Source organism: Bradyrhizobium campsiandrae (assembly GCF_014529705.1).
In the GTDB taxonomy this organism is placed as follows: Bacteria; Pseudomonadota; Alphaproteobacteria; order Rhizobiales; family Xanthobacteraceae; genus Bradyrhizobium; species Bradyrhizobium campsiandrae.
Window position 1 is genome coordinate 60,260 of sequence record NZ_JAANIH010000017.1, and the last position, 25,634, is coordinate 85,893.

The following is a 25,634-nucleotide window of genomic DNA, read 5'->3' on the forward strand; positions in this document are numbered from 1 at the left end:
CGGACCGCCATCCTACGAAGTCGCCGACGTGTAAGTCAAAAAGATCAGCACACCCACCAGCAGCGCCGCGGCCATGAACAGCAGCACCGCCGGCAGGCCCGCGACCGCGGCGACCGCGCCGGTGATCGACTGCATCAAGGCGGTGCCGAGGAAGAAGGCGAGGTTCACCGCCGCCAATGCCTTGCCCGCCGTTTGCGCGTCCACCAGTTGCCGGCACATGCCGAACAGCAGCGGCTGGGCGGAGGTCGCAAGGCCAATCAGCACGAACAGCACGAGATCATATTGCGGCGGCATGACCGTCACGCCGAACAGCCATGCAACCGCATAGTGCGGCGCGCCCAGCGCCATCAGCGCGACCAGCGTCGCGGTGAGCGTGTGCGTGGCGGCGACGAGCTCCCGGCGGCGGCCGATCCTGCGGTCGATCATGCCCATGCAGAGCGGACCCGCGATCAGCGCCAGCGTGTAAACGCCGAGCTGGTTGCCGGCCTCGACCCGCGACAGGCCCTTGACCTGCATCAGCCACGGCCCGCCCCACAGCCCGCGCAGCACCAGCGAGGTCGCCAGCGACACCATGGCCAGCGCGATCAGGCCGCGCAGGGGGCGCGACAGGCCGAGCCTGAGCACCTCGCTCATCTGCGTCAGGGCCGAGGAATCGTCCTTGTGCTCGGCCGGCTGGTTCGGCACCAGCGCGAACACCGCGAGGGCCACGGCGAGCCCGCCGAGCGCCGCGATCCAGAAGCCGGCGCGCCAGCCGTAAGTGTCGACCACGAAGGCGAGCGGGCTCGACGACAGCAGCATGCCGATATTGCCGATCGACAGGATCGCGCCGGACCACACCCCGAAGCGCGCCGCCGAGAGCTGCTTGGCCGCCAGCGTCATCGGGCACATCAGCATGCCCGACGTCGCGATGCCCAGCAGCAATTGTCCGAAGGCAAAACTCTCCGGTCCCGTCGCGGAGCCCGATGCGATCGCTCCGACCACGGTTCCCGCCAGCAGGCTCAGCGATACCGGCCGCACGCCGAAGCGGTCCATCGCCGCGCCGACCGGGATCTGCGAGGCGGCAAAGGCAAAATGATAGATCGATGTGAGGCTCGCCAGCGCCTGCGGCTGCACGCCGAAATCCGCGGCCATCAGGTCGAGGCTCAGCGCCGGGATGGTGCGCAGCAAGGTCGAGAGCATGTGCCCACAGGCGAGCGCGACCAGCGCAAAGATCAGCGCGCGGGTGCCATATCCCGCTTCATCCTTGGCAACCGCACTCATCAGCGTCCCGTCCCGGCAAGGCTTTTTGCCGGGTTACATGATTGGGGAGGGCGTGCCAATGCCGGAAAGGTCCGGTCTATCGCATGGCCCGTCCGACGTGGCGGCGCAGCGCCGCGTGGCGCGGGGCCTCACTTGCATGCGCCGCCCGGCCGGTGATAGTTTTCCTGATAGCGCCGATTTGACACTCAGCTTGCGGGCGCTTCTTCAAAATGCCGCTAAAGCGAAACTGCTCAGCCTGCATTGTCCCGCACCGGAAATGTCGTCGGCCGTCCCTGATGGAGGAAGGCGCGATGAAATTTGCCGCGATTGCGGACATCCACGGCAACTGCCCGGCGCTCGAAGCCGTGCTCGCAGACATTGCCGAGCTCGGCATCAGCGAGGTCGTCAATCTCGGCGATCACGTCAGCGGCCCGCTCGAGGCCGCCAAGACGGCGGATCTGCTGATCGAGCGCGGCTTTCCTTCGGTGAGGGGCGACCAGGATCGCATTCTCGTCGAGCTCCGGCAGGCCGGGACATCGGCCCGCAGCGACGTCCGGCAGTTGCAGCGCCGGCATTTCGATTGGATGGCTGCCATGCCGCCGACGCTGCGCTATCGCGAGCAGGTGTTTCTCTGCCACGCGAGCCCTGCGGATGACGCCGCCTTCTGGCTCGATCAGATCGCAACTGACGGCAGCGTCGGTCCCAGCCCGCTCCAGATGATCGAGGCCGGCGCCGCGGGCATCGACGCGGAGCTCATTCTCTGCGGACACACGCACATTCCGCGCGTGGTCCGCCTGAGGAACGGGCGAATGGTCGTCAATCCCGGCAGCGTCGGACTGCCCGGCTACGATGGGCGGACGCCTGTTCCCTATGTGGTCGAGGTCGGCACGCCCCATGCCTGTTACGCCGTCCTGGAGCGCACCAGCGCCGGATGGTCGGCAACGATCCGCTACGTGCCCTACGACAGCACGGCGATGGCGGCCCTCGCCCGCGACAAGGGCATGCCGGTGTGGGGAAACGCGATCGCTACGGGCTGGGTGTAGGGCTATCGCATATGGGCGTTTTGAGCGACCTGGGATGCGCCGCAGGGAAGCTGCTCCGCACATCGGCTTTTTAACCGAAGGCAGGCTGCCCGTGACGAAGCACGTTCCCACCCTGTCGGCATTGGGCTAAATTGCCCTCCATCGGGCTGAGGGGGTCGTGCATGCGGCGGCGGGACTTTCTGGTGACGGTCGGCGGAATTGCGGCTTCGCCATTTGCTGTCAGGGCACAGCAAAAGACCAGGCTGCCGGTTGTCGGATTCATGGGCGCGGCCACGCCTGCCGCGTGGAGCCCCTGGACATCGGCATTCGCCCGGCGCCTGGAAGAGCTTGGCTGGATCGACGGCAAGACGGTCAGGATCGAGTATCGTTGGGCCGAAGGAAGCGAAGAGCGTTACGATCAGATCGGCGCAGAGTTCGTCAGGCTCGGTGCCAACGTTCTTGTCGCGGTGGGCGGGGATGCCGCCAGGAAAGCCACCTCGACAATTCCCATCGTGGTTGCCTTGATGTCGGACCCGGTCGGGACCGGTCTTGTGTCCAGTCTCGCGCGACCGGGCGGCAATCTCACCGGGATGTCCATACAATCCACCGACCTTGCGGGGAAACGGATCGAGCTCTTGAAGGAAGCGATCCCCACGCTCAAGCGTTTTGCGATCCTGGCCTACGTCGATTATGCCGGAACCGTGCGTGACGTCGAAGCCATTCATGCCATCAGCAAGAACATCGATGTCATGGCCGTCACCATCCCCATCCATCGTGCAAGTGACATCGAGCCCGCGTTCGGAACGCTCGATCTTCAAGTGCAGGCGATGTACGTGCCCCCGAACATCCTGGTCAACACCAACCGCGTTCTCATCAACCAGCTCGCTCAAAGGCGCCGCTTGCCGACCTTGCATGGCTTTCGAGAATACGTCGACAGCGGTGGATTGATGTCCTACGGGCCCAACACGGCCAATCTGTTCCGGCGCGCTGCCGAATATGTCGACAAGATCCTGCGAGGAGCAAGGCCCGATGACCTGCCTGTCGAGCAGCCGACCGAGTTCGATCTGGTCGTCAACCTCAAGACAGCCAGGGCGATCGGCTTCGAGTTCTCTACGTCGTTCCTGGCGCGTGCGGACGAAGTGATCGAATAGCTCACTTGCGCTGTCAGGCTATGCTCGAATTGAGCTTCTCGCGAACTGTGGCCTCCCCTGTTGCGCAGGGTAATCACATGTGTTGCGCGATGCGGCGGCATCGGCACTGGGGCTCCCTTTCCCGCAAGCAAGCAGGTGAGGGCGCGCAAGCTCTCGTGCGATCCACATTCCTACGGCACCCGCTTGATCTCGCCTGAGCCCGACACGTGCGAATTGATCCGCGCCACGCTACCGTGCAGTTTCACGACACCACTGCCGGAGACCGAGATATCGGCATCCTGGCGCGGCGCGAGGTCGACGTCGCCGCTGCCGTGGATTTTCACGCTGGCTTGTTCGGTGACCAGCCCGCCGAGATCGGCGCGGCCGGAGCCGGCAGATTCGAGCGACACCTCATGGGCCGTTCCGCTGGCGGTCACGACGCTGCTGCCGTGCATGACGATGCGCAGCGCGTCCTGCTTGAGATCGGCGAGCTTGAGCTTCGTGCTGCCCGACAAATTCACGTTGGTCTTTTGCGCGACAAGCCGGCCGAAATCGGCTCGGCCGGAACCGGAGGCATCGAACCACAACTCCTTCGCTTCCCCGCTTGCCGTCACGACGCTGCTGCCGTGCGCGGTGACGCGCAGCTCATCCTGCTTGATGTCGGAGAGGCTGAGTTCGCCCGAGCCGTTCAGCGTCCACGCCGTGACTGCAGGGCCGGAGAGCTGGACCACGAGATCGCTCGCGGGAAAGCAGTCAACCAGGTGGTCCCATTCCACCGTGTCCCATTCCAGCGTGCCGTCGTGCAGGCGCACATGGCTGACCAGGTCAGCATCCCCGCTGACGCTGGCCTGCGGCTTGGGTCCAGGCTGATAGCGCACCTGCGCCGGAATTCTGATCTTGACGGCATCGCTCCCGGTCCATTCGAGATCGACGGTGCGACGCTCGCCAGAACCGGTCGCTTTCGCCGAAGCACAGGTTCGCAACGTTCCGGCCCAGGATCGGTGGTCACCGTCGATCCATTCCGTTGCCGAGGCCAGAATCGTGATGACCGCGCATGCCGCGGCAATGCTCAGCGACACCATTGCGATCCCCAATAGACGTCCGCGCATGACTCTCCTCCTATCTTGTTAAGTCGGGTCTTGTTCCGGTTTGAGCAGCCGGTAGTGCAGCCGGGCGTAATTCCCGAGCATCTTCACTGCGCCGTCGAGCGCCAGCAGCAGGAGTGCGCCAATTCCGGCGCTGCCGGCGATCAGCCCGATGCCGGCCACCGCGCGGAGCAGCATCGCGGCGATCGAGGCAAAGTGCCCGATCTTCACGAGGCTCACCAGCAATCCGATTCCGGCGATGCCGAGCGCGAAGACGACGAGGCCGATCACCAGCATGATGAGGCCGACAGTGAACAACAGCGGCAGGAGGAACAGAACATCGACCGTGGCCAGCCCTCCGAGCGCGAGCAGAGCGGCGGCGGAGTTGCCCGGACTGCGGTGATTTTCCCAGTGCCGCAGCCCGGTCTCGGCGCGCAGTTCGCGCGCTAGTCGCCTGGGGTCACCGAGCGCGGCTGCTACATCGGTCTCGCTTCGCCCGGATGCCTCGGCTTCGTCGAAATAGGACATGTAGTCGGCGAGGATGTCGTCGATCTCCCGCGCTGGAAGTCCGGCGAGCCCGTCATTGAGAATGGTCAAGAAGGCGACGCGGTTCATTCAGCGCTCTCCCAGCAACTGGTTGACGGCATCTGTGAACGCCCGCCACTCGCGCTTCTGCGCTGCATAGGCAGCACGGCCGGTGGCGGTAAGACGATAGTATTTGCGAGGCGGGCCGCTGTTCGATTCGGCGAGGCGTGTTTCGACGAGCCTGTCGTCCTGCATCCGTCGCATCAGGGGGTAGATCGTTCCTTCTCCCATGCCGACGCCGGCCGCGAGCGCACTGGCAATTTCATAGGCGTAGCTTTCGCCGCGCGCCAGCAGCGCCAGCACGCACAGTTCGAGTGCACCCTTCTTGAGCTGGACTTGGATCTGTTCGGTCATGGCAACTGCGCGGTGGGCCGTGCCAGAGAGTATATTGCAAGGTACCTTTTATTGCAAGGTACACATTCGCGAAAGACGGCAGCCGGTGATTGTAGGCACGGCCGGCGCCATCACGTTTGCTTTAGGGAAAGAATGCTGCGGCTATCGTATGCGGAAGACGAGTGGGCATCGCTGATGGATTTCCCAGGGATTGTCGGCGGGTTCGGTTTTCCCGCTTGCGGGAGAGGCCGAGAGCCGGGCGACGCGAAGCATCGTCCCGCGCGGGGCGGGTGAGGGTTCTTTCCTCTTGGGGATTGTCCCGTTATGGACACACCCTCTCCCCAACTTAAAGTTCGATCCGAGTAGCGTCGACAGTCGAGCTCTCGCACTGATTGGCAATCTGTCTCATCTTGGCTGCCCCTTGGTTGGATCGAATATATTTAGAGGAGCTTCCTGTCTTCAGGATCGATCAACATGATCTTTGCGGGGGTGACGCCCTTTTTGCACAGGAGTACAGGCGTATCTGCTTCCTCAATCCCTTCGAGTAAGAGTGCAGCCTTTCCCTGTTCATAGGCCTGCTCAATAGACTCGCCGAATCCGATCGCGCGATAGAAGGAGGAGGCAAATACGATCGCCGCGTGGTCGCCGATATCCCGCGTCATCCCGATTGCGCATTCGATAGGGCCAGGGCCGGTGATCGCCTCGGCTTGCCCTAGAGTGGAGCATGCATTCAGAACAACGAGACGAATGTTGCGTTTTAGCGTGCGGAAAAGCTGGACCAGCGCCCTCTTGCTGACGAGCTTAGGTTCACCATGCTTATCAAGAAACTTTAACTCCTCGGTGGAGTTGCCATGGCCACTGAAATGTACGACGTGAGGCCTGTGCTGGTTCAGCGCTTGAAGTAAATCATCTGGACGGGCCGCCAACGCCGTGATGAACTCGATAGAGTCGCGATGCGCGCTCTTCGAGATCTTCTCTTGAATCTCTCGCGCCTCTTCGCTCAGATCAAGGGAAGCTGTTCCGCTAGGATTAGCGGACAAGAACAGGACCTTGAGTTTAGGGGGCGTCGGTCCCTGCCCTGTTGCCCGGGGAGGCGCAACAACCTTTTCGACGAACAACTGAATGGTCAGATGTATTGGAGCTGCGGGTGGCGGTAGAGCCATCTTGCGTGATGGGTGCTTCTTGCGTGATGGGTGCTTCGCCTTTTGAGGTCGCTTGGTCTTTCGCGCCCTCTTTGCCGGCCCCCGAGGCATTCGTCTACTTGCCCGAGGATTTAGCCCTGCCGCCCATTGTCGCGACGACCCTTACGTCGTCCAGTGAAGGCATATGAAGCTCGCGGTAGTTCTTCGATGAATTGTCGATGGCGGCAATCGTATTTCCGCGCTTTCGCTCGTTTACGGCCCACTGAAAGAGGGTCAAAGCATTGTTGAACAGATCCTTCTTCGTTGAAAAACCGCATTCTTCCATAAGCAATTCAATCGCTCTGAGCTTCTGCTCTGCAACGTCGATTTGAAGTCTCGGCATTCAACTTCTCCTGCAAATGTGGGCGGTCCAGTTCGAAAACACGTCCTACTCTTCTACCACTCGAACATCCTCAACCCACACGTCAGGCTCTAGAATAATGTCGCCCGGATTTTCATCCCGGCGCAGGTTACCAAGGGGTCTTTCTTCGGAGGTAGTTGCCGGCTGGTCATCGGACATTGGTTACAAGCAATCCCGTCAACAAGAACAACGGAACCGTAGCAGTATCCCAATTCTACTGACAAGTCGGCCATGCAACCAAAAATAGACCTCGTTTTATACTCCGCCTAGCCTCAATTTGCGAGTATCTTTCGATGCAGTTAACAAATTCGTAATTTCGGGTCAAGTTCCGGAGAGAGTGATCATTCAGTTGCAACTAATGGTGATTACTTTGAAATGTCAGGCATTTTCAGTTTTGTTGCTGCTCTGCAACACGAAAGAAAAAATCCGGTTTTGCACAGACCGGCACATTCAACAAACACACGCGCGCTTAGCGAGATGTGGAGTGCTTAGCCAGGATGTGCACCCTAATGACGTATCGGTCATTGTCGTGGTGCTGGCCGGAGATGCCGCAGCGCTTGATCCCGATAGCGGTGAGGGTGCCCGGACGACCCAGTCGGTTTCGGCGAAGGCACCATCGGATTGAAACGCGCGCGTGCACGGCCGCTCTCGCAAGCCACGGGGGCCGCGAACGAGACTATTGCCCGGCTTCCGCCAGCAGCGCCGTCGGGTAGACCGGCTTGTTGAAGAACTTTGCGCCGGCCGGCAGCGGCCGCGGCAGGGGACGACCCGAGATCACGATGATCCGCGCGTCGGCGTTCTGCTGCCGCGCGAGGTGAGCGAGATCCACGCCATCCATGGTGCCGGCCAGGTTGATGTCGGTCACGATCAGCGACGGGTGCCGTGCCTTCAGCGCCAAGGCGGCGGTCTCGGCATCCTCACATTGCAGCACCTCGAAATTGCGCTGTTCGAGCAGCAGCGCGAGCATCTCGCGCTGGATGTCGTCGTCCTCGACGACGAGCGCGGTCGGCCGGATCGACTTTGACTGGGGCACGATTGCACCTCACTTGTTGTCAATTGCTAAGTGCGAAGGGGAGGAATCCGTTCCCGGCGCACGGTATTCGGTCTCGCGCTCGTGAGGGCTGCGGATGGCTTCCGCAGCCGCGGGCAGCCTGCGCAGCAGATCCTCAGCTTCTTCAAGCACGGCGCGCACGAACTGCCGTTCCTCGATCGCCTCGCCGGTGAAATAACCATGCTTGAAGGCATTGCCGTTTCCAAATGGCGCGCCCGATCCCCATGCGCCGCCGTGCATGCGGCAGCGCGCCTTGCCACGCAGGGCCGGGGCGCGGCAGGTTTCGCCGTTGCGCGTTCGCGCGCCGCAACGCGGGCTTGCCCGCATCGCGCCGGTGTTGCGGGGGTGGCTCATGCGGTGACGGCGTCCGCCGGCGCGGGCTGCGCGGCGATCAGGGCCGCGTGCTGCGTGACATGACCGACGACGGCCCTGCCGCCGTCCTGCACCGAGAGGTTCTGCACCGTGATCGCGCAGGCGCCATTGCTGCGATGGCGGTTCAGGGCCTCCATCATGCCGGCATAGGTGCGGGCCAGACGGGTGAGGGTGCGCGTCAGGCTCTCCTGCTGCGTCACATCGTCGGTGCAGGCGAGGCGGCAGGCGCAGCGCATCGAAGCGACGTGGATGCTCACCATCTGCGTCGCCAGCATGGCCTCGAGCGAATCCTTCGGCGTGATGCTCTTGAGCATCGAGACCATGAAGGAGAGATTGCCCTGGTCGGGCTTGCGCGCGACCACGCTGGCTCTCGCCAGCTGGCCCAGGAGGCCATGCAGCGCGTCGCGGTCGACGGCGCCGAGCGCCTCGGCCAGCAGCCTTTCGCCGCTGCGCGTATCGGGGTGATCGATCACCACGCGCCTGCGGCGGAGCTTGACCTTCGGGCTTGCGATGATCGGAGCGCGATCGGCTGCCGTGACGGCGGTCGTGTCGTTATGTACCAGGGATGTGGTCATGGGATATCCTTTGCCGGCGCGGGCGCGGGGGTGTGCGGCAAGGAAAGCCGATCCCCCGCCTGCCGAGCGGCGGTTGAAATGTTGGATGTCGATGGCGAGTTTCTCGCGCGGCCATGCCCACCGTCCCTTACCGGGCGTGACGTGGGCAGTGGCTGAGATCGCGATGATGGCATCATGCTCCTGTTTTGCCCGACGGGTCAACGAATTTTCTGAAATTCCGTAAGTTGCTCCGCACCGATCCTCGCGTCTGACATCGCCGGGTACTGTGCATGGGGTTGTTTTCGTCATTTTGCCTGGATAGCCGCGCGCACCTGCCGCACGGCGGAATGCCCAAAGCAAACGCGATTGCGAAAATCGCCGTGACCGCTATTCATGACCGGCGAACGCGCCGCACCAACAACAAGCATCGGCGGCCTGAGGTCTGGGGAGAGAACCAATGCAACCAACGGCCCGCCTGCTGGCGCTCATCGCCGCGCTCTGCACCTGCGCGGTCTCGACAGGGGCCCTCGCCCAGAAATTTCCGGTGCGGCCGGTCAAGATCATGGTCGGCTTCAGCGCGGGCGGGCCGGTCGACGTGGTCGCGCGCATCGTCGGCGACCGGCTGGGCGCCAAGCTCGGGCAGCCCTTCGTGGTCGAGAACCGCGCCGGCGCCAACGGCATGATCGCCGCCGAGGGCGTCGCGCATGCGGAGGCCGACGGCTACACCATGCTCGCCTGCAACTCCTCCACCATCACGCTGAACAAGACGCTGTTCAAGGAGATCCGCTACGACCCGGTCAGCGACTTCGCGCCGCTGACCACCGTCGTCTCGGCCCCGCTCGTGCTAGTGGTCAATCCGGAGAATCCAGGGACCGCCGACATCAAGACCCTCGCCGATCTCGTCGCCGCCGCGAAGGCCGCCCCCGGCGCGCTCGCCTACGGCTCGGGCGGCAATGGCAACCTTGCGCATCTTGCCATGGAGCTGCTCAGCCAGCGCGCCGGCATCAAGATGATCCACGTGCCGTATCGGGGCGGTGCTGCATCCGAAGTCGGGATCCTCGCGCAGGAGGTGCTCGCGGTGTTCGATCCGCTCTCCGCCGTGCCGCTGGTGAAGGCCGGCAAGCTGCGCGCGCTCGCGGTGTCCTCGGCCGAGCGGCTGCCGTCGCTGCCCGACGTGCCGACCGTCGCGGAGGCCGGCTATCCCGGCTTCGATCTGTCGTTCTGGGTCGGCTTCTTCATGCCGAAGGCTGTGCCTGCGCCGATCCTGGAGACGCTGCACCGGGAGATCGTCGCGGCCGCCAACGATCCGGCGGTCGCGGAACGGCTCGGCTCGCAGGGCGTGGTGAGCGTGCTCAGCCCGGCCGACTATGCCGCGAAGATCGCGAAGGAGACCCGTGAGCTTGCCGAGGTCGTCGCGGCCGCGAACATCAAGGCGGAGTAGGGCGATGTCTAGCCCGACGCCCGCTCGCGCGCCGCGAGGCGGATGGCGCGTGACTTCGCGCCCTTTGCGGCGCGGGCCGCGATCATGCCGCGCGCCTTGCCGTGGCTGGCTGTGTTCCTGTGCAGCAGGGACACGAGGTGCTTGCGGCCGCGGTTGGCCGCGAGCCGCGCCGCGAGTTGCTCGGCCTTGCGGATGATCGTGGCGGTCGACGGCGCGAGGCTCACGGGCACCCAGGCGACGTCCCTGGTCTTGGACAGGCTGCCGACGCCTTCGCACGGCGCCTCGCGCGGCAGGTCGATCCGGATCGCCAGCGCGTCCGCGCGCTCGGTCCAGTCCTCGGCCTTGGTGCCGGTGATGATGCGGACATAGTCGCGCGTCTCGCGCGGCAGCTCGCTCTCGCGGGCGAGCCATTTCTGGATGCGACCGGGGCCGGCGTTGTAGGCGGCCGCGGCGAGGCCGAGATTGCCGAAATCGTCGCGGAGCTTGCGCAGGAACTTTGCCGAGGCGGGCAGCGCCTTCATCGGATCGAAGGGATCGTCCAGCCCGACTTCGGCCGCCGTCTCCGGCATGAATTGCGCAACACCCTGGGCGCCGGCCTGGCTGACCTCGTTGGAACGGAAGCGGCTCTCCTGCCAGAGCAGGCGGGCGAAGAACGGCACCGGAATGCCGCTCTCTTCGGCCGCTTCCTTCAGAGCGCGGCAGAATTGTTCGGTCGGCGAAGGGGGAGCCCGCACGATCGTTTCGACCGCCACCTCAGGCTCGATCGTCTCCTCGTAGGACGCGCGCGCATTGGCAAGCTCGATCGCCTGCACGCTTGTGAGGAAGAGTTCGACCAGGGGAACCAAAGAGGGCGCGCGATCGGCTTTGGGCGCTTCGTTGTCGAAATTGGAGACTTGCCAGGTCGGCGGCGTGCCGACGTCGCACATCAGAATCAGGAACGCAGCGCAAGCCGCGACGAGAAATCGCATCTCGTAAAAGTCCTCGAACTGTGGGGGAACGACCGGCGGTGCGCCGGTGACAAGGACTTCTTAACCGTAATTGCGGCGAAGCTGCGATTCCGTCAGCCGGCAGGTGTTAGTACGGGAGTCCAAGAGGAGAACATGCGCCGCCGGTCCCGCGGAACTACGGGGGCGGGCGACCCGCGAGCGGCGGCGCGGCGCCTACGCCTTGGGAAAATCCTTGCGCATCGCGATCTCGGCGGCATCGCCGGGTGACAGCACGGACTGCTCGAAGGCTGCCTGCGGCTTCGTCATGATGTCGTAGAGCGAGATGCCCTTGAGCGGCTTGCCCATGAGCTCGCGGACGCAATCGGCGAGCGTGCCGTTGTAGACGAGATAGGGCGGACCTCTGTCCTTCTGCCGCTCGCCCTTCAGCGACGGCCACTTCTTCAATTCGGCCGGCGCGTCGTAAGCGATCGGCGATCCCTCTTTGAACATGCGCGTGGTCCCGGGCGGCTTGGACTTAGGGGAAAATCCTAGGGCAGGCCCGGTAAACGCGCGTTAAAGATTTGGTTCAAATCAGCCGGCAATGAAGGCGAGCAGGGTGCCGTTCGCCTTGGACGGAGGCACGACGATCGCAGCGTTGCTGCGGATGCCGGCGGAGCCGAGGGCCTTCTCGGTTGCCGCGAGATCGCCGCTGACGAGCACCAGCGCCGCGCCGCCGCGGCTCGACAAGCCTGCGAGCGGCACGCCGGGATAGCGTTTGCCGAGCTGGTCGAGCGTCAGATAGACGAAGTCGGCACGGTCGCCGCCTGAGGTCACCGTCACCGCGCCGTCGGGCTCTGCCGTGGTTTCGCGGTCGATCAGCCGTGCCAGATGCGCCGCTTCCGTCGCCGGCTCGGGCGCTGCGATCAGCACCTGGCTGATCCGCTTCGCCGCATTGGCGTGCTTCATCAGCTCGGGGATCCACACCGTCTCGCGGGTCTTGTGCTGGCAGGCGAAGATGCGAACGCCGCCGGGCGCCTCCGCGGTGGGCCACATGAAGGTGCGGAATTTGGCGGCCGCGACCGTGCCATCGGGCAGGGTCACCGGCCGCTCGAAATCGGTCGGGCCGATCGGCGTGAGGCCGCGCGCGCGGATCTCCTCGGCACCGGCTGCGCTATCGATCGCGGTGAAGGCGATGCGCTCGATGCCTTCGCCCTGCCGCTCGACAAAGGCGCGCGCCGGCGCGTTGTGCTCGGTCGGCACCAGCACGCCGAGCAGCTCCATGTAATCGGGATCGAACATGATGGTGTAGTTGCCGGTGCCCATATGCGCGCTGTGGGTGCCGCGCGGCGAAAGGGTGAAGCCGAGCTTTCGATAGTTTTCGGCGGCGCTGTCGAGGTTCTTCACCATGACCACGGCGTGGTCGATACCGATGACGTTCTTGAGGGCCACTGTGATTTTCCCGGAATGCAGAATGACTTTGGACGGCTCGAGTGGCCGCTCGCCCTGTCTACGCCGGATGGGCGATCAAGTCATTTTCAATTCAGTGGAGGATCTGGAATTTCATTCCGCGACATGGCGCAGGGACACGTTCCGGCGTCAGTGATCCTGCGCGCCGACATAGGCCGCGAGGATGGCGCGCTCCTCGCCGGTCATTTCGGTGACGTTGCCCGGCGGCATCGCGTTGGACCAGGCCGCGACTCGGCCGATCAGGCGGATGTTGCGGTGGATGTGCTCGGGCGCGTCGAGCAAAATCCCCTTCGGCGCGGTCACGATGCCGGCCCAGACCGGTTCGGCCGCGTGGCACATGCTGCACCGGGACATCACGATCTCCTCGACATTGGCGAGCGTGACCGGAGCCGACACGGCGCCCGTCTTCACTTCGCGCGGACCGGCCGCGGAGAGGAAGAGAATTGCAATCGCACCAGCGGCGGCGACGCCCCACACCCACCATGGCGATTTGCGCCCGGCATGGCCCTCGTTGAAGAAGTGCCTGATGACCGGCCCGAGCGCCAGCACGATCGCGACGATGATCCAGTTGAAGCGCGTGGCATAGAGTAGGGGATAGTGGTTGCTGATCATCAGCACGACGACCGGCAGCGTCAGATAGTTGTTGTGGACCGAGCGCTCCTTGCTGGTCTTGCCGAGCTTCGGGTCGGGGGTCTGGCCCGCGATCAGGCTTGCGACGATCTTCTTCTGGTTCGGGATGATCACCGCAAAGACGTTGGCGACCATGATGGTGCCGATGATCGCGGCGATCTGATTGAAGGCGCCGCGGCCGCTCAGCACATGGGTGAAGGCATAGGTGAGTGCCACCAGGAATAGATAGCCGCCGATGGCGAAAGGCAGCTCGCGCTGCGCCAGCCCGGTGCGACAGGCGACCTCGTAAAGCAGCCAGGCCAGCGCGAGGCTGCAGAAGCTGAACAATCCCGCCTGGACCGGCGTCAGGTCGAGGATCGATTTATCGATCAGGAACAGATCGGCGTCGAGATAGTAGACCACCACCATGAGCGCGAAGCCGGACAGCCACGTGGTGTACGCCTCCCATTTGAACCAGGTCAGCTCGTCCGGCATATGGCTGGGAGCCACCAGATATTTCATGATCCGGTAGAAGCCGCCGCCATGGACCTGCCACGCCTCGCCCTGGACGCCGTCAGGCAAATCGCCCTTGGGTTTGAGGCTGAGGTCGAGGGCGATGAAATAGAACGAGCTACCGATCCAGGCGATCGCGGCCACCACGTGCAGCCAGCGCAGCAGCAGGCTCGCCCACTCCGATACGATTGATCCCCACATGATCACCCCAATCGATCGCGACGCCGATGCCGCAGCTTTGATGATCGCAACCGGTGGTCGCGCCCCTACAATGTGTTGCACCGTTCCGCACCGTTTTCCAGTACGATGGGGCAGACCAAATGCACATCGTGCGGGCATGAGCTGATGTGGGATTTGGCAGATGAAATCCGGGAGGAAGGCGACGTGACATCTCGTGTTTGCTGCATGACGGTGCCCGCATGGCTATTGGCCGCCAGCGTCGGCGCGCACGCCGAGTCCGTGCTGCAAGGCAAGGATGCCTATGGCAGCTGGCAGGCCGACAAGCCCGGCACCGTCAGACTGATCCGCCCGCAGGATCTGGTTAAACCGGGTGCCTCGCCCTCGGTCTCCAATCCGACGCGCCTCACCGCACGCGGAGGCGCGACCCCGCAGGTGCCCGAGGGATTTAAGATCGAGTTGTTGATGGAGGGCCTGTCCGACCCCCGCGTGCTGCGCGTCGCGCCGAATGGAGATATTTTCGTTGCGGAGACCGGACCCGGCCGCATTCGCGTGCTCCGCCTCGGCGAGGGCGGCGCCAAGGTTGCGAGCAACGAGGTCTTTGCCAGCGGGCTCACCCGTCCTTTCGGCATCGCCTTCTTTCCGAACGGCGACAATCCGCAATGGGTCTATGTCGCCAATGCCGGCAATGTCGTTCGCTTCCGATATCACACCGGCGATCTGAAGGCATCGGGCAAGCCGGAAATCGTGGTGGCGAATCTGGCGCAAGGGTTCGGACATTCCACCCGCGACATCGTGTTCACCCCTGACGGCAAGCGCATGCTGGTGTCGGTCGGCTCCGCCAGCAATGTCGGTGAAGGCATGGGGAATCCACCCGGCGGGCTCGAGGCCTGGGCGCGCACGCAGGCGGTCGGAGCGTCCTGGGGCTATGAGGCCGAACGTGCGGCGGTGCTCTCCTTCGATCCCGATGGCCGGGATCGCAAGCTCTATGCCACCGGCATCCGCAACTGCGTCGGCCTCGCGATCCAGCCGCAGACCGGCCTGCCCTGGTGCTCGACCAACGAGCGCGACGGGCTCGGCGACGATCTCGTCCCCGACTATGTCACCAGCGTGAAGGAAGGCGCCTTCTACGGCTGGCCGTGGTTCTATATCGGCAGCAACGAAGATCCGCGTCACGCCGGCGCACGGCCGGACCTCAAGGACAAGGTGACCGTGCCGGACGTGCTGGTGCAGCCGCACTCGGCCTCGCTCGGCATGGCCTTCTACCAGGGCACGCAGTTTCCCTCTGAATATCAGGGCGACGCCTTCGCGGCCGAGCATGGCTCCTGGAACCGGTCGAAGCGCACCGGCTACAAGGTGATCCGCATCCGCATGAAGGACGGCAAGCCGACCGGCGCGTACGAGGATTTCGTCACCGGCTTTGTGGTGAACGACACCCAGGTGTGGGGACGGCCGGTCGGGATCGCCGTGGCCAAGGACGGGGCGCTGCTGATCTCCGAAGATACCGGCGGCACGATCTGGCGGGTGACGCACTGACGCAGATTTTGCCTTTCCCGCAAGCAAGACAAGGGAGACAACGACCTAGCCCCTTCTTACGCTCGCCCCGCCGTCGACCGGCAGCGTGACGCCCGTGATGAAATTCGCTTCATCAGACGCCAGAAACAGCGCGGCATTCGCGACGTCCCAGCCCGTCCCCATCTTCTTGCGCAGCGGCACCTTGCTGTCGCGCTCGGCTTCGACTTCGGCGCGGGTCTTGTGCCATTCGCGGGCGCGGGTATCGACGGCCATCGGCGTGTTCATCAGGCCGGGCAGGATGACGTTGGCGCGGACGCCGTATTCGGCGTTCTGGTAGGCGAGCTGCTCGGTGAACGCGATCATCGCCGACTTCGTCGCCTTGTAGGCGACGTAAGGATAAGTGGTGATCGCCGCCATCGAGGAGATGTTGACGATGGCGCCGCTTCGCTGCGCGCGCATGATCGGGATGACTTCCTTGGCCGCGAGAATGCAGCTCTTCAGGTTGATGGCGACGACGCGATCGATCGCCTCCTCGGTGATTTGCAGCAGCTCGGCGTCGCCGCCGGCGAGGCTGACGCCGACATTGTTGTGCAATATGTCGATACGGCCCCAGCGCGATGTCGTGTCGGCGACCATCGCCTTGATGTCGCCAGATTTGGTGACGTCCGCCTTGAAGGCTATAGCGACGCCGCCCTTCTCGGCGATCATCGCGACGGTCTCCTGCGCCGATTCCAGGTGATGATCGGCGCAGAGTACCTTGGCACCCTCCCGGGCAAAAGTGAGTGCGGTGGCGCGGCCGTTGCCCATGCCCTCGCCGGGGCTCTGGCCGGCGCCGACCACGATCGCAATCTTGTCCTTCAAGCGCATGTCACTTCACTCCCGGGATCGGGTACTGCTGCAGTACCTCTTTGTAAGTGGGCTCGTTGTCGATCTTCATGGTCGCGAGCACGCGCACCACGCCACAGTAGAAGGCGATGGTGAGCACGAGATCGACCATGTGCTCGTCGGAAAGATGGGTCTTGATCTCGGCGAAAGTCGCGTCCGACATCGCAAGATCGCGCACCATCTCGCGGGCGCCTTTGAGGATGGCCTTGGCGAGCGGCTCCAGCGTCGACGGCTTGCCCTCGGTCTCCGCCATCAGGCCGGCAATGTCTTCGTCGGTGACGCCGAACTCCTTGCCGATCTTCACGTGATGGGTGAATTCGTATTCCGACTTCTCCATCCAGCCGACCTGGAGAATGGCAAGCTCACGCAGCCGCGGATCGAGCTTGCTCGTGAAGCGGATGTAGCCGCCGACGCCGTTGAAGGCGCGCGCCATCTCCGGCGAGTTGACCAAGAGCTTGTGCAAATTGGTGTTACGCTTGAGCATGTCGCGATATTCGGGCGCGACCTGATCGGCCTCGAGATAGGGCAGGCGGGCCATTTCTGTGTTTCCTCCAGTGTTCTTGTGACGCGCGTCCGGATGTTTGCAACGTTATGCCGCCGTCGTCCACCACCGGCGCGGGCGAGCAGAATTGCTGCAGCGCGGGCGGCAGCGCCACCGATCGGTGCCACCCTGCCGCCGAGACCGGCATCGTCCTCAGAGCCCTGCATCTCGTTCCATCCCGATATTTTCGTGCAAGTTAGCAATGGGCCCCGAGCGTGAGAAGGTCGGCCGTTCCGCGCCGATCTCATTGACATCGCACGGAATTGCATGCCGCGGGGCGAGATTGCACTAGCGCCGGCGCGCCTCTGGAGGAACCGACTTCACGTGATCGCGTTTCCCGCGGAGCCTTTCCCGCGCTAGGCTCCGTGTCCGGGGACTCCCAACCACCAGTGGCTTGCCGATGAATCTGCTCGATCCGCAAGGGCCCGTGGCTGCGGCCAACAGCACGATTTTGGTCGATTCCGTCTTCATCATGTTGGCGATCGTGGTGCCGACCATTGTCGCGATCCTCGCTTTTGCGTTCTGGTTTCGCGCGTCCAATCCGAAAGCGCGCTTCCAGCCCCACTTCGTCTATTCCGGCCGCGTCGAGATGGTGGTGTGGGCGATCCCCGCGCTGACCGTCATCCTGCTCGGCGGCGTCGCCTGGATCGGCTCGCACCAGCTCGATCCCGCAGCGCCCGTACCGGGCACCGGCAGCCCCGTGCGCATTCAGGCCGTTTCGCTCGACTGGAAATGGCTGTTCATCTATCCGGACCAGCGCATCGCCACCGTCAATTCACTGACGGTGCCAGCCGGCGCCGAGCTGAATCTCCAGCTGACATCGTCCAGCGTGATGAACGTGTTCTTCATCCCGCAGCTCGGCAGCATGATCTACACCATGAACGGCATGGTGACGAAGCTGAACCTGCGCGCCGACAATGAGGGCAAGCTGCAGGGCCTGTCGGCGCATTTCTCCGGCGACGGCTTTCCAGACATGATGTTCGACGTCAATGTGGTCTCGCCGCTGTCATTTCCGGACTGGGTCGCGACCACCGCGAAGGCCGGCGCTGTGCTGAACGAGGACAGCTACAAGAAGCTGATGCAGCAGGGTGTTGAGAAGGGCAGGCCGACTTATCGGCTCGAAGATCCGCGCCTGTTCGACCTGATCGCCACGCAGCACATTCCGCCGGGACCGGGGCCGGAGCTGATCTCCGATGCCGGCCGCGCCCACATTGGAGGCCATGATGCTCGGTAAGCTCGACTGGTCGGCCATTCCGTTCGATCAGCCCATTCCGCTCATTGCCGGCGCCGTCGTGCTGGTCGCGATCCTCGCGGTGCTGATCTGGGTGGTCGTGAAAGGGCATCTGCCCTATCTCTGGAACGAATGGATCACCAGCGTCGACCACAAGCGCATCGGCGTCATGTACATCCTGCTGGCCTCGGTAATGCTGCTGCGCGGTGGCAGCGATGCCATCATGATGCGGATCCAGCAGGCGATCGCCTATCAGTCGCAGGGCTATCTGCCTCCGGAGCATTACAACCAGATCTTCTCGGCGCATGGCACCATCATGATCTTCTTCGTGGCGATGCCGTTCGTGATCGGGCTGATGAATCTGGTCGTGCCGCTTCAGCTCGGCGTGCGCGACGTGGCTTTTCCGACGCTCAATTCGGTCGGCTTCTGGCTCACCGCGACCGGTGCGCTGCTGGTCAATCTGTCACTGGTGATCGGTGAGTTCGCGCGCACCGGCTGGCTCGCCTTTCCGCCACTGTCGGAATTGTCTTATTCGCCCGGGGTCGGCGTCGACTATTACGCTTGGTCGCTGCAGATCTCCGGCGTCGGCACGCTGGTGGCCGGGATCAATCTCGTCACGACCGTGCTGAAGCTGCGCACCAGGGGTATGAACTATCTGCGCATGCCGATGTTCTGCTGGACCACCTTGGCATCGAACCTTCTGATTGTCGCGGCATTCCCGATCCTCACCGCGACCCTCGCGATGCTGCTGCTCGACCGTTATCTCGGCTTCCACTTCTTCACCAACGAGGCCGGCGGCAACGTCATGATGTTCATGAATTTGATCTGGGCCTGGGGGCATCCCGAGGTCTACATCCTCGTGCTGCCCGCGTTCGGCATCTTTTCCGAGGTGGTCTCGACCTTCTCCGGCAAGGCGCTGTTCGGCTACCGCTCCATGGTGCTTGCGACCATGGCGATCTGCGTCATCTCCTTCATGGTCTGGCTGCACCATTTCTTCACGATGGGTGCCGGTCCCGACGTCAACGCCATCTTCGGCATCGCCAGCATGATCATCGCGGTGCCGACCGGGGTGAAGATCTACAACTGGCTGTTCACGATGTATGGCGGGCGTATCCGCTTCGCGACGCCGATGTTGTGGGCGGTCGGCTTCATGGTCACCTTCATCATTGGCGGCTTGACCGGCGTGCTGGTCGCGGTGCCGCCAGCCGATTTCATGCTCCACAACAGCATGTTCCTGGTCGCTCACTTCCATAACGTCATCATCGGCGGCGTGCTGTTCGGCGCCTTCGCCGGCTTCGAATACTGGTTCCCGAAAGCATTCGGCTTTCGCCTCGACGAGCGTTGGGGCAAGCTCGCGTTCTGGTTCACCTTCACCGGCTTCTACGTCACTTTCGTGCCGCTCTATGTCGCCGGCATGCTCGGGATGACGCGACGGATGCAGCACTACGACGTCGCGGAGTGGCGGCCATGGATGATCGTGGCCGCGGTCGGGATGGCCATGCTGTCGATCGGCGTCATCTGTCAGATCATGCAGCTCGTGGTCAGCATTCGCAATCGCGAGGCCCTGCGGGATCGAACCGGCGATCCCTGGGATGGTCGTTCGCTGGAATGGGCGACCTCGTCGCCGCCGCCGGTGTTCAACTTCGCCTTCGACCCCGATGTCCGTGGCGAGGACGTCTATTGGAACATGAAGGTCCGTGCCCGGCAGCAATCGCTCGAGCACGAAGAGCCCGAATATCATGACATCGAGATGCCCCGGAATTCGCCGACCGGCTTCGTCTGCGCGTTCTTCGCCACCATCATGGGCTTCGCGCTGATCTGGCACATCTGGTGGATGGTGATTTTGGGCGGCATCGGCGCGTTCGCGACCTTCGTCGTGTTCGCCTGGCGCGACCATGACGAATACGTCATTCCAGCCGCCGAAGTCGCGGCGATCGATCGCGTCAATCTCGAGGAACGGCGCAGCCTCGTCAGCATGGCAGGAGCGGTCTGATGTCGATGACCGCGGCCGTCGGCGACGCGCATGCCGATCCCCATCATATCGGGCTCGTCGTCGAGCATCCTGGGCCTGCTCCGAAGCGGATCGTCACCGCCTATGGCTTCTGGGTGTTCCTGCTCTCCGACATCGTGATGTTCTCCTGCTTCTTTGCGGCTTACGCCGTGCTGGTCAGTCAAACCGCCGGCGGTCCCAAAGGCTCGGAGATCTTCGAGCAGCGAAATGTCGCGATCGAGACGGTTTGCCTGCTGCTATCGAGCTTCACCTGCGGCATGGCCAGCATCGCAGCCGACGTCCGCAACCGGTTCTGGTTCTATCTCGGTATGGCCGTCACCTGCGTGCTCGGGCTGATTTTCCTCGCCATCGAATTCCGGGAGTTCGCCGATCTCGTCGCCCGCGGCTATGGCCCGTCGCGCAGCGCCTTTCTGACCGCCTTCTTCTCGCTGGTCGGATGTCACGGCCTGCACGTGTCGGCCGGCGTGCTCTGGCTGCTGACCATGATGGCCCAGGTCTTCGCCAAGGGCTTTCGGGCCGACGTCCTCCGCCGGATGATGTGCTTTGCGCTGTTCTGGCATGCACTCGACATCATCTGGGTCGGAGTGTTTTCCGTTGTCTATCTGCTTGGAGGCGGCTCATGAGTGATCAAGCGCACATCGGACATGATCTCGCCCCGGGCGATGAGGAGCAACATGATGTCGGCACACGCATCCTCGGCTATGTCGTCGGACTTGTCCTTGCGTTGTTGCTCACGGCAACCTCGTTCTTCATTGCCGGCACGGATCTGGTTTGGCAGCCCTCGATCCCCGTCGCGCTGATCGTGCTCGCGATCGCGCAAATGGGCGTGCACCTCGTCTTCTTCCTTCACATCACCACTGGGCCGGACAACACCAACAACGTGCTGGCGCTGGCATTCGGGCTTTTGGTCGTCTTCCTGGTGGTCGGCGGAACTGTCTGGATCATGGCACATCTGAATGCGAACATGCCGCCGATGGACCAGATCATGCCGAAGCCGATGTAGGACGGTCCAAAAAGAAGAGCCGCTTGTTTGTCACAAGCGGCCCAAGTCTAGGGAGGAAACGCCCGAGCAAAGCAATCGGACCGAAGCCGGATTGCCGCCAAGGAAACGCTCGCGCGAAGCGCTTGCGTACACATATAAGTGCAGCAACTCCCCTCAGAGTTCAATTCCGGATCAATACTGTCTCCGGATACTACTCACGGCTGCGTGAACCAATTGTTCACTTTGGCCGGCGGCAATTATAGGCCTTGCGGAAGCCCGAGGCCTGGGCGTCGTCCTCCGAGCAGAACCAGCGGTCCGGCTTGGTGGTCGCGGCGTAGCTCGGGCATCCTCTCAGGTGATAGATGCCGATATTGCCGGTGACCCGCGCGCGCACCGCAAGCTTGCCCTTGATGGCGCAGCTCGGCGGCGCGGTCAGCTCCTCCGGAAACAGCACCGTGCGAATCTCCTTGTCCCGGTCGGCACGACAGGCCGCCCCGAGGAGGGGCCCGTCCTTCTTGCCGGTACGGAATTCCTGCGGTGCAACAAAGCAACCCTTCCAGATGCCGGCCGAGGCGGTCTTGGCCTCGGCCGCGGCCGGCTTGACGTTGGCCTTGAGGGGTTCACGCGCGATTGCAAAGCCCAGCCTGACCAGCTGCTCGTTCAACGACACCTTGTCACCCTCGACCGTGCAGATCGCGCGATGGCGCTTGCCAAAACTCTTCTCGGGACCGACGTCGTCGCAGCGCACTTGTTTGCCGCCGATCAGCTTGGTGAGCTGGTCGCGGGCCTCGATACCACAGGTCCAGGGATCGGCGTGGTCGTCGATGCAGACCTGGTCGAGCTCCGGCGCATCGACGCCGTCGAGTCGGTAGGTCACATCGCCGAGCTGGATCGAGTTGGCATCCCGCACCGTCGCAGCCGCGGTCAGTGCGGCGGCGGGGCTGGAAGTCCCCAGGAATCCGGACAGAGCGAGAGATAAAACAAGCGCGAAGGCGCGTGTGGCGGCGAATGAATTCCTGGCAGACATAATTTCTCGCTATCGATTGCTCCTGGCTGACGTTCCTAGCATCCGGCAGTCTCCAGACCAATGGTCTGCGCTATGCGAAGTGCGACATTCGCGCGCCAGCCTTTACTCGCCGGCCGGTCTGCCCCTATCGTTCTCACGTTTGCAAGTCGTAATGGCCGAGTCGTCCGCGAAACGGCGAGGGCGGGAGGACAATATTTTGGCGAAAGATCCCGTGGACGTCCTGATCATCGGCGCGGGCGCTTCAGGCGCAGCGGTGGCATGGTCGCTGGCGGAGACCAAGATGCACATCCTCTGCCTGGAGCAGGGCGGCTGGATGAACCCGGCGGAATACCCAAGCACGGGCCGGGACTGGGAGGCCAAGTTCTACGGCGAGTGGTCGTCGAGCCCGAACGTGCGCGGCCGTCCCGAGGACTATCCTGTCAACGACGACAATTCGCCGATCAAGGTGGTCAATTACAACGCGGTCGGCGGCTCGACGGTGATGTACACCGCGCACTGGCCGCGCCTGCATCCGTCCGATTTCAAGGTCAAGACGCTCGACGGTGTCGCCGACGACTGGCCGATCGATTACGACGCGCTGACGCCGTTCTTCGAAGAGAACGACCGGATGATGGGGACGTCGGGGCTATCAGGCGATCCGCTCTCGCCGCTGACGCATCCGCCGATGCCGCAGCAGCCGATGGGCCTGTCCGGCGCCATCGTCGCCAAGGCCATGAACAAGCTGGGCTGGCACTGGTGGCCGTCGGACACGACGGTCGCGACCATGGATTATGAGGGCCGCGCGCGCTGCATCAATCTCGGCCATTGCACGCCGGCCTGCGCGCAAGGCGCAAAATCCTCGACCGACATCACCTATTGGCCGCATGCGGTGCGTGCCGGTGTCGAGCTGCGCACCCATTGCCGGGTGCGCGAGATCACGACCGATGAGAACGGCATGGCCTCGGGCGTGGTCTACTACGACAAGGACGGCGTCGAGCAGTTCCAGCCGGCGCATGTCGTCATCATCGCCTGCAACGGCATCGGCACGCCGCGGCTGCTGCTCAACTCGAAATCCGACCGCTTCCCGAACGGCCTTGCCAATTCGTCCGGCCTCGTCGGCAAGAACCTGATGTTTCACCCTTACGCGCAGATCTACGGCTATGTGAAGGAGCCGACCGACTCCAATCGCGCGCCGCCGACCTGCCTGTGGAGCAAGCAGTGGTACGACACGGACCTCTCGCGCGGCTTCGTGCGCGGCTATGGCGTCCAGTTCGTGCGCGGGGCCGGGCCGGTGTTCGAAGCCGTCGTCAGCGAGCAGAAGGGTATCCTGCCGTGGGGCGAGGATCACCACCGCGTGTTTCGCAAGCTCAATGGCCACAGGCTCGGATTTTCCGCGATCTGTGAGGATCTGCCGGAGGAGCACAACCAGGTCACGCTCGATCCTGTCTTGAAGGACAGCCACGGCATTCCCGCGCCGAAGATCGACTACACGATCTCCGAAAACAGCCGAAAGATGATGGAGCATGCGCTCGCCCGCGGCCGCGAGGTTCTGGAAGCAGCCGGAGCGACCGACATCTGCGTCAACTCGCCGATCCCGTGGGGCGGCTGGCACCTGCTCGGCACCGCGCGGATGGGCACAGATCCCAGGCGCTCCGTCGTCAACGAATGGGGCCGCACACATGACGTCAAGAACCTCTTCATCGTCGACGGCAGCATCTTCGTCACCTCGGGCGGTGTAAACCCAACCTCCACCATCCAGGCCCTCGCGCTCTACATCGCCGACCAGATGAAGCAGCGCCTCGCCAACCTGTTCGACTGAGGCCGTCATGACCGCAGACAATCAGCTCACGCGCGCCCAGCGCAACGACCTCCGCACCGTCGCCGCCATGATCATTCCCGCCAGCGACGAGTACAAGGTACCCGGCGCCGACGATCCGGCGATCCAGGCCGATATTCTTGCGACGCTCGGCCGCGATACCAAAATGGTAACGGCGGCGCTCGATCATCTGGCGCAGCTCGCAGGCCAGCCACTCGCGGAGCTCGATTTCGCAAAGCGCAATGCCGTTGCGCAGGAGTTCCGCAAGAACGGCGGTGCGGCCGCGGCTACGCTGGTTCGGGTCGTGCTGCAATGCTACTATCGCGATGACCGCGTGCTGCGCTCGCTCGGGCTCGAGCTGCGCGCGCCGTTTCCCAAGGGCCATGTCCTTCCGGATGGCGACTGGTCGCTGCTCGATCCCGTCAAGGCAAGGGGCGGCACGCTGCGGCGAGCGCCCTAGCCATCTGGGCAGTCCAGCCTTGCGCTCCCTTCAGGCACCTTGCGCGTGAGGGAACAGGCCACCATCTGTGTGAGCCTAAAGGACTTTAGCCATGCTGGATTTCACCTCAGATATCGCCGATGACGTCACGTCATCGCGAACGACGGCGTCTGCCCCGGTCGATGACCGGGCTCTCCTGGACGCCTATTCCAATGCCGTGATCGATGTCACCGACCGCGTCGGACCCGCGGTCGTCCGCGTAGAGACCGGACCGAAGACGCCGAACGGCCGCGAGCGCGGCGGCCTCGGCTCCGGCATCGTGATCTCGCCCGATGGCCTCGTGCTCACCAACAGCCACGTGGTCGGCTCCGCCAAGGAGATCCGGCTGCGCGATGTCGAGGGCCATGTCGGCGACGCCCGGGTGCTCGGCGTCGACCCCGACACCGATCTTGCGCTGCTGCGCGCCAATGGCGTGCGCGATCTGCCCTATGCCGCGCTCGGCAATTCCAAGACGTTGCGGCGCGGCCAGCTCGTGATCGCGATCGGCAATCCGCTCGGTTTCGAATCGACCGTCACCGCCGGCGTGGTCTCCGCGCTTGGGCGTTCGATCCGCTCGGTCAGTGGCCGCACCATCGAGGACGTGATCCAGACCGATGCCGCGCTCAACCCCGGCAATTCCGGCGGGCCGCTGGTGTCGTCGCATGCCGAGGTGATCGGCATCAACACGGCCATCATCAACGGCGCGCAGGGCATCTGCTTTGCGGTCGCCAGCAACACCGCGCAATTCGTGCTGTCGGAGATCATTCGTCACGGCTATGTCCGCCGCGCCTTCATCGGCGTCGCCGGACAGACCGCGCCGATCCCGCGGCGCCATGCGGTGCTCGCCGGCGTCGAGAACAAGATGGGCGCGCTGCTGATGCAGACCGAGCCGGATGGCCCCGCGGCCAAGGCGGGCCTGTTGCCCGGCGACGTCGTGATCAGGCTGGACGGTGTCGAGATCAACGGCGTCGACGACCTGATCCGCGTGCTCGACCGTGACCGGATTGGCCGGCGGCTCGCCATGGACGTGCTGCGGCTCGGCCGGCTGCGGGCGATCGATATCGATCCGATCGAGCGCAAGCCGGCGCGCTAGCTGCCGGCCTGCTGGCGGGGTATGACGGTG

General features: G+C 63.8%; 28 protein-coding genes. 12 read left to right on the forward strand and 16 right to left on the reverse strand.

The genetic code is table 11. The annotated features are described in order from the left end of the window. Positions 1–12 precede the first annotated feature (12 nt). The gene (locus G8O24_RS15025; RefSeq protein ID WP_188100471.1) at positions 13–1,260 is read right to left on the reverse strand and encodes an MFS transporter; all 1,248 of its coding nucleotides are present in this window, start codon (positions 1,258–1,260) and stop codon (positions 13–15) included. Between the two features lie 290 nt (positions 1,261–1,550). Here G8O24_RS15025 and G8O24_RS15030 point away from each other — a divergent pair, with 290 nt between their 5' ends. Continuing rightward, positions 1,551–2,282 carry a metallophosphoesterase family protein gene (locus G8O24_RS15030; RefSeq protein ID WP_188100473.1) on the forward strand — a complete coding sequence of 244 codons (732 nt, stop codon included), beginning with the start codon at positions 1,551–1,553 and terminating at the stop codon, positions 2,280–2,282. Positions 2,283–2,443: 161 nt separating this feature from the next. Beyond that, on the forward strand, positions 2,444–3,412 hold the full coding sequence (locus tag G8O24_RS15035) for an ABC transporter substrate-binding protein (RefSeq protein WP_188100475.1): 969 nt from the start codon (positions 2,444–2,446) through the stop codon (positions 3,410–3,412). A gap of 170 nt (positions 3,413–3,582) precedes the next feature. Here the strand turns inward: G8O24_RS15035 and G8O24_RS15040 are convergent, their stop codons facing one another. The 5 genes from G8O24_RS15040 to G8O24_RS15060 all read right to left on the reverse strand — a co-directional run bounded on the left by G8O24_RS15040 (position 3,583) and on the right by G8O24_RS15060 (position 6,918). Beyond that, entirely contained in the window at positions 3,583–4,500 is a 918-nt protein-coding gene (locus tag G8O24_RS15040; RefSeq protein WP_188100476.1) for a GIN domain-containing protein, read from the reverse strand. Positions 4,501–4,518: 18 nt separating this feature from the next. Further along, positions 4,519–5,091, reverse strand: coding sequence for a DUF1700 domain-containing protein (locus G8O24_RS15045; RefSeq protein ID WP_188100478.1), 573 nt, complete (start codon positions 5,089–5,091; stop codon positions 4,519–4,521). Continuing rightward, a complete protein-coding gene (locus G8O24_RS15050) occupies positions 5,092–5,415 on the reverse strand; it encodes a PadR family transcriptional regulator (protein WP_188100480.1) in 324 nt (107 codons plus the stop codon). A gap of 419 nt (positions 5,416–5,834) precedes the next feature. Further along, on the reverse strand, positions 5,835–6,512 hold the full coding sequence (locus G8O24_RS15055; RefSeq protein WP_188100482.1) for a CHAT domain-containing protein: 678 nt from the start codon (positions 6,510–6,512) through the stop codon (positions 5,835–5,837). A gap of 139 nt (positions 6,513–6,651) precedes the next feature. Then, positions 6,652–6,918 carry a hypothetical protein gene (locus G8O24_RS15060; protein WP_188100484.1) on the reverse strand — a complete coding sequence of 89 codons (267 nt, stop codon included), beginning with the start codon at positions 6,916–6,918 and terminating at the stop codon, positions 6,652–6,654. Between the two features lie 355 nt (positions 6,919–7,273). Here G8O24_RS15060 and G8O24_RS15065 point away from each other — a divergent pair, with 355 nt between their 5' ends. After that, complete coding sequence (locus tag G8O24_RS15065; RefSeq protein WP_188100485.1) at positions 7,274–7,561, forward strand: hypothetical protein; 288 nt, start codon at positions 7,274–7,276, stop codon at positions 7,559–7,561. A 51-nt stretch (positions 7,562–7,612) separates the two neighbouring features. Here G8O24_RS15065 and G8O24_RS15070 read toward each other — a convergent pair whose 3' ends face one another. From G8O24_RS15070 to G8O24_RS15080, 3 genes are read right to left on the reverse strand one after another with little or no spacing between them, the layout of a single operon-like run. Next, a complete protein-coding gene (locus G8O24_RS15070) occupies positions 7,613–7,969 on the reverse strand; it encodes a response regulator transcription factor (RefSeq protein WP_188100487.1) in 357 nt (118 codons plus the stop codon). A gap of 9 nt (positions 7,970–7,978) precedes the next feature. Beyond that, a complete protein-coding gene (locus tag G8O24_RS15075) occupies positions 7,979–8,341 on the reverse strand; it encodes an HGGxSTG domain-containing protein (protein WP_244645860.1) in 363 nt (120 codons plus the stop codon). Further along, complete coding sequence (locus G8O24_RS15080; protein WP_188100489.1) at positions 8,338–8,934, reverse strand: hypothetical protein; 597 nt, start codon at positions 8,932–8,934, stop codon at positions 8,338–8,340. Before G8O24_RS15080 ends, G8O24_RS15075 begins: the two co-directional genes overlap by 4 nt. Positions 8,935–9,370: 436 nt before the next feature. Between G8O24_RS15080 and G8O24_RS15085 the strand changes: the two genes are divergently transcribed. Then, entirely contained in the window at positions 9,371–10,354 is a 984-nt protein-coding gene (locus G8O24_RS15085) for a Bug family tripartite tricarboxylate transporter substrate binding protein (protein ID WP_188100490.1), read from the forward strand. Positions 10,355–10,362: 8 nt separating this feature from the next. On the opposite strand, the gene G8O24_RS15090 is transcribed toward G8O24_RS15085, so the two are convergent. The 4 genes from G8O24_RS15090 to G8O24_RS15105 all read right to left on the reverse strand — a co-directional run bounded on the left by G8O24_RS15090 (position 10,363) and on the right by G8O24_RS15105 (position 14,070). Then, positions 10,363–11,322 (reverse strand): lytic transglycosylase domain-containing protein, encoded by a 960-nt coding sequence (locus G8O24_RS15090; RefSeq protein WP_188100492.1) that lies wholly within the window; start codon positions 11,320–11,322, stop codon positions 10,363–10,365. Positions 11,323–11,514: 192 nt separating this feature from the next. Next, on the reverse strand, positions 11,515–11,790 hold the full coding sequence (locus G8O24_RS15095) for a hypothetical protein (protein ID WP_188100494.1): 276 nt from the start codon (positions 11,788–11,790) through the stop codon (positions 11,515–11,517). Between the two features lie 81 nt (positions 11,791–11,871). After that, the gene (locus tag G8O24_RS15100; RefSeq protein WP_188100496.1) at positions 11,872–12,729 is read right to left on the reverse strand and encodes a VOC family protein; all 858 of its coding nucleotides are present in this window, start codon (positions 12,727–12,729) and stop codon (positions 11,872–11,874) included. A 147-nt stretch (positions 12,730–12,876) separates the two neighbouring features. Then, positions 12,877–14,070, reverse strand: a complete 1,194-nt coding sequence (locus tag G8O24_RS15105) for a urate hydroxylase PuuD (RefSeq protein ID WP_188100497.1) — start codon at positions 14,068–14,070, stop codon at positions 12,877–12,879. Between the two features lie 204 nt (positions 14,071–14,274). Here G8O24_RS15105 and G8O24_RS15110 point away from each other — a divergent pair, with 204 nt between their 5' ends. Then, entirely contained in the window at positions 14,275–15,582 is a 1,308-nt protein-coding gene (locus G8O24_RS15110; protein ID WP_188100602.1) for a PQQ-dependent sugar dehydrogenase, read from the forward strand. Between the two features lie 45 nt (positions 15,583–15,627). Here the strand turns inward: G8O24_RS15110 and G8O24_RS15115 are convergent, their stop codons facing one another. After that, entirely contained in the window at positions 15,628–16,428 is an 801-nt protein-coding gene (locus G8O24_RS15115) for an SDR family NAD(P)-dependent oxidoreductase (RefSeq protein WP_188100499.1), read from the reverse strand. Between the two features lies 1 nt (position 16,429). After that, positions 16,430–16,984, reverse strand: a complete 555-nt coding sequence (locus G8O24_RS15120; RefSeq protein WP_188100500.1) for a carboxymuconolactone decarboxylase family protein — start codon at positions 16,982–16,984, stop codon at positions 16,430–16,432. Positions 16,985–17,387: 403 nt separating this feature from the next. On the opposite strand from G8O24_RS15120, the gene G8O24_RS15125 reads away from it, so the two are divergent. Genes G8O24_RS15125 through cyoD form a run of 4 tightly spaced genes read left to right on the forward strand, consistent with a single transcriptional unit; the run spans position 17,388 to position 21,232 of the window. Beyond that, positions 17,388–18,221, forward strand: a complete 834-nt coding sequence (locus tag G8O24_RS15125) for a cytochrome ubiquinol oxidase subunit II family protein (RefSeq protein WP_188100502.1) — start codon at positions 17,388–17,390, stop codon at positions 18,219–18,221. After that, a complete protein-coding gene (gene cyoB, locus G8O24_RS15130; protein WP_188100503.1) occupies positions 18,211–20,211 on the forward strand; it encodes a cytochrome o ubiquinol oxidase subunit I in 2,001 nt (666 codons plus the stop codon). The genes G8O24_RS15125 and cyoB overlap by 11 nt, the downstream gene beginning before the upstream one ends. Next, positions 20,211–20,852 carry a cytochrome (ubi)quinol oxidase subunit III gene (locus G8O24_RS15135; protein WP_188100505.1) on the forward strand — a complete coding sequence of 214 codons (642 nt, stop codon included), beginning with the start codon at positions 20,211–20,213 and terminating at the stop codon, positions 20,850–20,852. Before cyoB ends, G8O24_RS15135 begins: the two co-directional genes overlap by 1 nt. Then, a complete protein-coding gene (gene cyoD, locus G8O24_RS15140) occupies positions 20,849–21,232 on the forward strand; it encodes a cytochrome o ubiquinol oxidase subunit IV (protein ID WP_188100507.1) in 384 nt (127 codons plus the stop codon). The genes G8O24_RS15135 and cyoD overlap by 4 nt, the downstream gene beginning before the upstream one ends. 217 nt (positions 21,233–21,449) lie before the next feature. Here cyoD and G8O24_RS15145 read toward each other — a convergent pair whose 3' ends face one another. Continuing rightward, the gene (locus tag G8O24_RS15145; protein WP_188100508.1) at positions 21,450–22,238 is read right to left on the reverse strand and encodes a thermonuclease family protein; all 789 of its coding nucleotides are present in this window, start codon (positions 22,236–22,238) and stop codon (positions 21,450–21,452) included. Between the two features lie 151 nt (positions 22,239–22,389). Between G8O24_RS15145 and G8O24_RS15150 the strand changes: the two genes are divergently transcribed. The 3 genes from G8O24_RS15150 to G8O24_RS15160 all read left to right on the forward strand — a co-directional run bounded on the left by G8O24_RS15150 (position 22,390) and on the right by G8O24_RS15160 (position 25,604). Next, positions 22,390–24,036: a GMC family oxidoreductase gene (locus G8O24_RS15150; RefSeq protein WP_188100509.1), complete on the forward strand. Its 1,647-nt coding sequence runs from the start codon at positions 22,390–22,392 to the stop codon at positions 24,034–24,036. 7 nt (positions 24,037–24,043) lie between these two features. Further along, on the forward strand, positions 24,044–24,493 hold the full coding sequence (locus G8O24_RS15155) for a hypothetical protein (RefSeq protein WP_188100511.1): 450 nt from the start codon (positions 24,044–24,046) through the stop codon (positions 24,491–24,493). A gap of 91 nt (positions 24,494–24,584) precedes the next feature. After that, positions 24,585–25,604 carry a S1C family serine protease gene (locus tag G8O24_RS15160; RefSeq protein WP_188100513.1) on the forward strand — a complete coding sequence of 340 codons (1,020 nt, stop codon included), beginning with the start codon at positions 24,585–24,587 and terminating at the stop codon, positions 25,602–25,604. Positions 25,605–25,634: the final 30 nt, after the last annotated feature.

Excerpts from the sequence above, each read along its gene's own strand:
- G8O24_RS15025 (WP_188100471.1), bottom strand. The coding sequence starts at position 1,260 with ATGAGTGCGGTTGCCAAGGATGAAGCGGGATATGGCACCCGCGCGCTG.
- G8O24_RS15030 (WP_188100473.1), top strand. The coding sequence starts at position 1,551 with ATGAAATTTGCCGCGATTGCGGACATCCACGGCAACTGCCCGGCGCTC.
- G8O24_RS15035 (WP_188100475.1), top strand. The coding sequence starts at position 2,444 with ATGCGGCGGCGGGACTTTCTGGTGACGGTCGGCGGAATTGCGGCTTCG.
- G8O24_RS15040 (WP_188100476.1), bottom strand. The coding sequence starts at position 4,500 with ATGCGCGGACGTCTATTGGGGATCGCAATGGTGTCGCTGAGCATTGCC.
- G8O24_RS15045 (WP_188100478.1), bottom strand. The coding sequence starts at position 5,091 with ATGAACCGCGTCGCCTTCTTGACCATTCTCAATGACGGGCTCGCCGGA.
- G8O24_RS15050 (WP_188100480.1), bottom strand. The coding sequence starts at position 5,415 with ATGACCGAACAGATCCAAGTCCAGCTCAAGAAGGGTGCACTCGAACTG.
- G8O24_RS15060 (WP_188100484.1), bottom strand. The coding sequence starts at position 6,918 with ATGCCGAGACTTCAAATCGACGTTGCAGAGCAGAAGCTCAGAGCGATT.
- G8O24_RS15075 (WP_244645860.1), bottom strand. The coding sequence starts at position 8,341 with ATGAGCCACCCCCGCAACACCGGCGCGATGCGGGCAAGCCCGCGTTGC.
- G8O24_RS15080 (WP_188100489.1), bottom strand. The coding sequence starts at position 8,934 with ATGACCACATCCCTGGTACATAACGACACGACCGCCGTCACGGCAGCC.
- G8O24_RS15085 (WP_188100490.1), top strand. The coding sequence starts at position 9,371 with ATGCAACCAACGGCCCGCCTGCTGGCGCTCATCGCCGCGCTCTGCACC.
- G8O24_RS15090 (WP_188100492.1), bottom strand. The coding sequence starts at position 11,322 with ATGCGATTTCTCGTCGCGGCTTGCGCTGCGTTCCTGATTCTGATGTGC.
- G8O24_RS15095 (WP_188100494.1), bottom strand. The coding sequence starts at position 11,790 with ATGTTCAAAGAGGGATCGCCGATCGCTTACGACGCGCCGGCCGAATTG.
- G8O24_RS15105 (WP_188100497.1), bottom strand. The coding sequence starts at position 14,070 with ATGTGGGGATCAATCGTATCGGAGTGGGCGAGCCTGCTGCTGCGCTGG.
- G8O24_RS15110 (WP_188100602.1), top strand. The coding sequence starts at position 14,275 with ATGACGGTGCCCGCATGGCTATTGGCCGCCAGCGTCGGCGCGCACGCC.
- G8O24_RS15115 (WP_188100499.1), bottom strand. The coding sequence starts at position 16,428 with ATGCGCTTGAAGGACAAGATTGCGATCGTGGTCGGCGCCGGCCAGAGC.
- G8O24_RS15120 (WP_188100500.1), bottom strand. The coding sequence starts at position 16,984 with ATGGCCCGCCTGCCCTATCTCGAGGCCGATCAGGTCGCGCCCGAATAT.
- G8O24_RS15125 (WP_188100502.1), top strand. The coding sequence starts at position 17,388 with ATGAATCTGCTCGATCCGCAAGGGCCCGTGGCTGCGGCCAACAGCACG.
- cyoB (WP_188100503.1), top strand. The coding sequence starts at position 18,211 with ATGCTCGGTAAGCTCGACTGGTCGGCCATTCCGTTCGATCAGCCCATT.
- G8O24_RS15135 (WP_188100505.1), top strand. The coding sequence starts at position 20,211 with ATGTCGATGACCGCGGCCGTCGGCGACGCGCATGCCGATCCCCATCAT.
- cyoD (WP_188100507.1), top strand. The coding sequence starts at position 20,849 with ATGAGTGATCAAGCGCACATCGGACATGATCTCGCCCCGGGCGATGAG.
- G8O24_RS15145 (WP_188100508.1), bottom strand. The coding sequence starts at position 22,238 with ATGTCTGCCAGGAATTCATTCGCCGCCACACGCGCCTTCGCGCTTGTT.
- G8O24_RS15150 (WP_188100509.1), top strand. The coding sequence starts at position 22,390 with ATGGCCGAGTCGTCCGCGAAACGGCGAGGGCGGGAGGACAATATTTTG.
- G8O24_RS15155 (WP_188100511.1), top strand. The coding sequence starts at position 24,044 with ATGACCGCAGACAATCAGCTCACGCGCGCCCAGCGCAACGACCTCCGC.
- G8O24_RS15160 (WP_188100513.1), top strand. The coding sequence starts at position 24,585 with ATGCTGGATTTCACCTCAGATATCGCCGATGACGTCACGTCATCGCGA.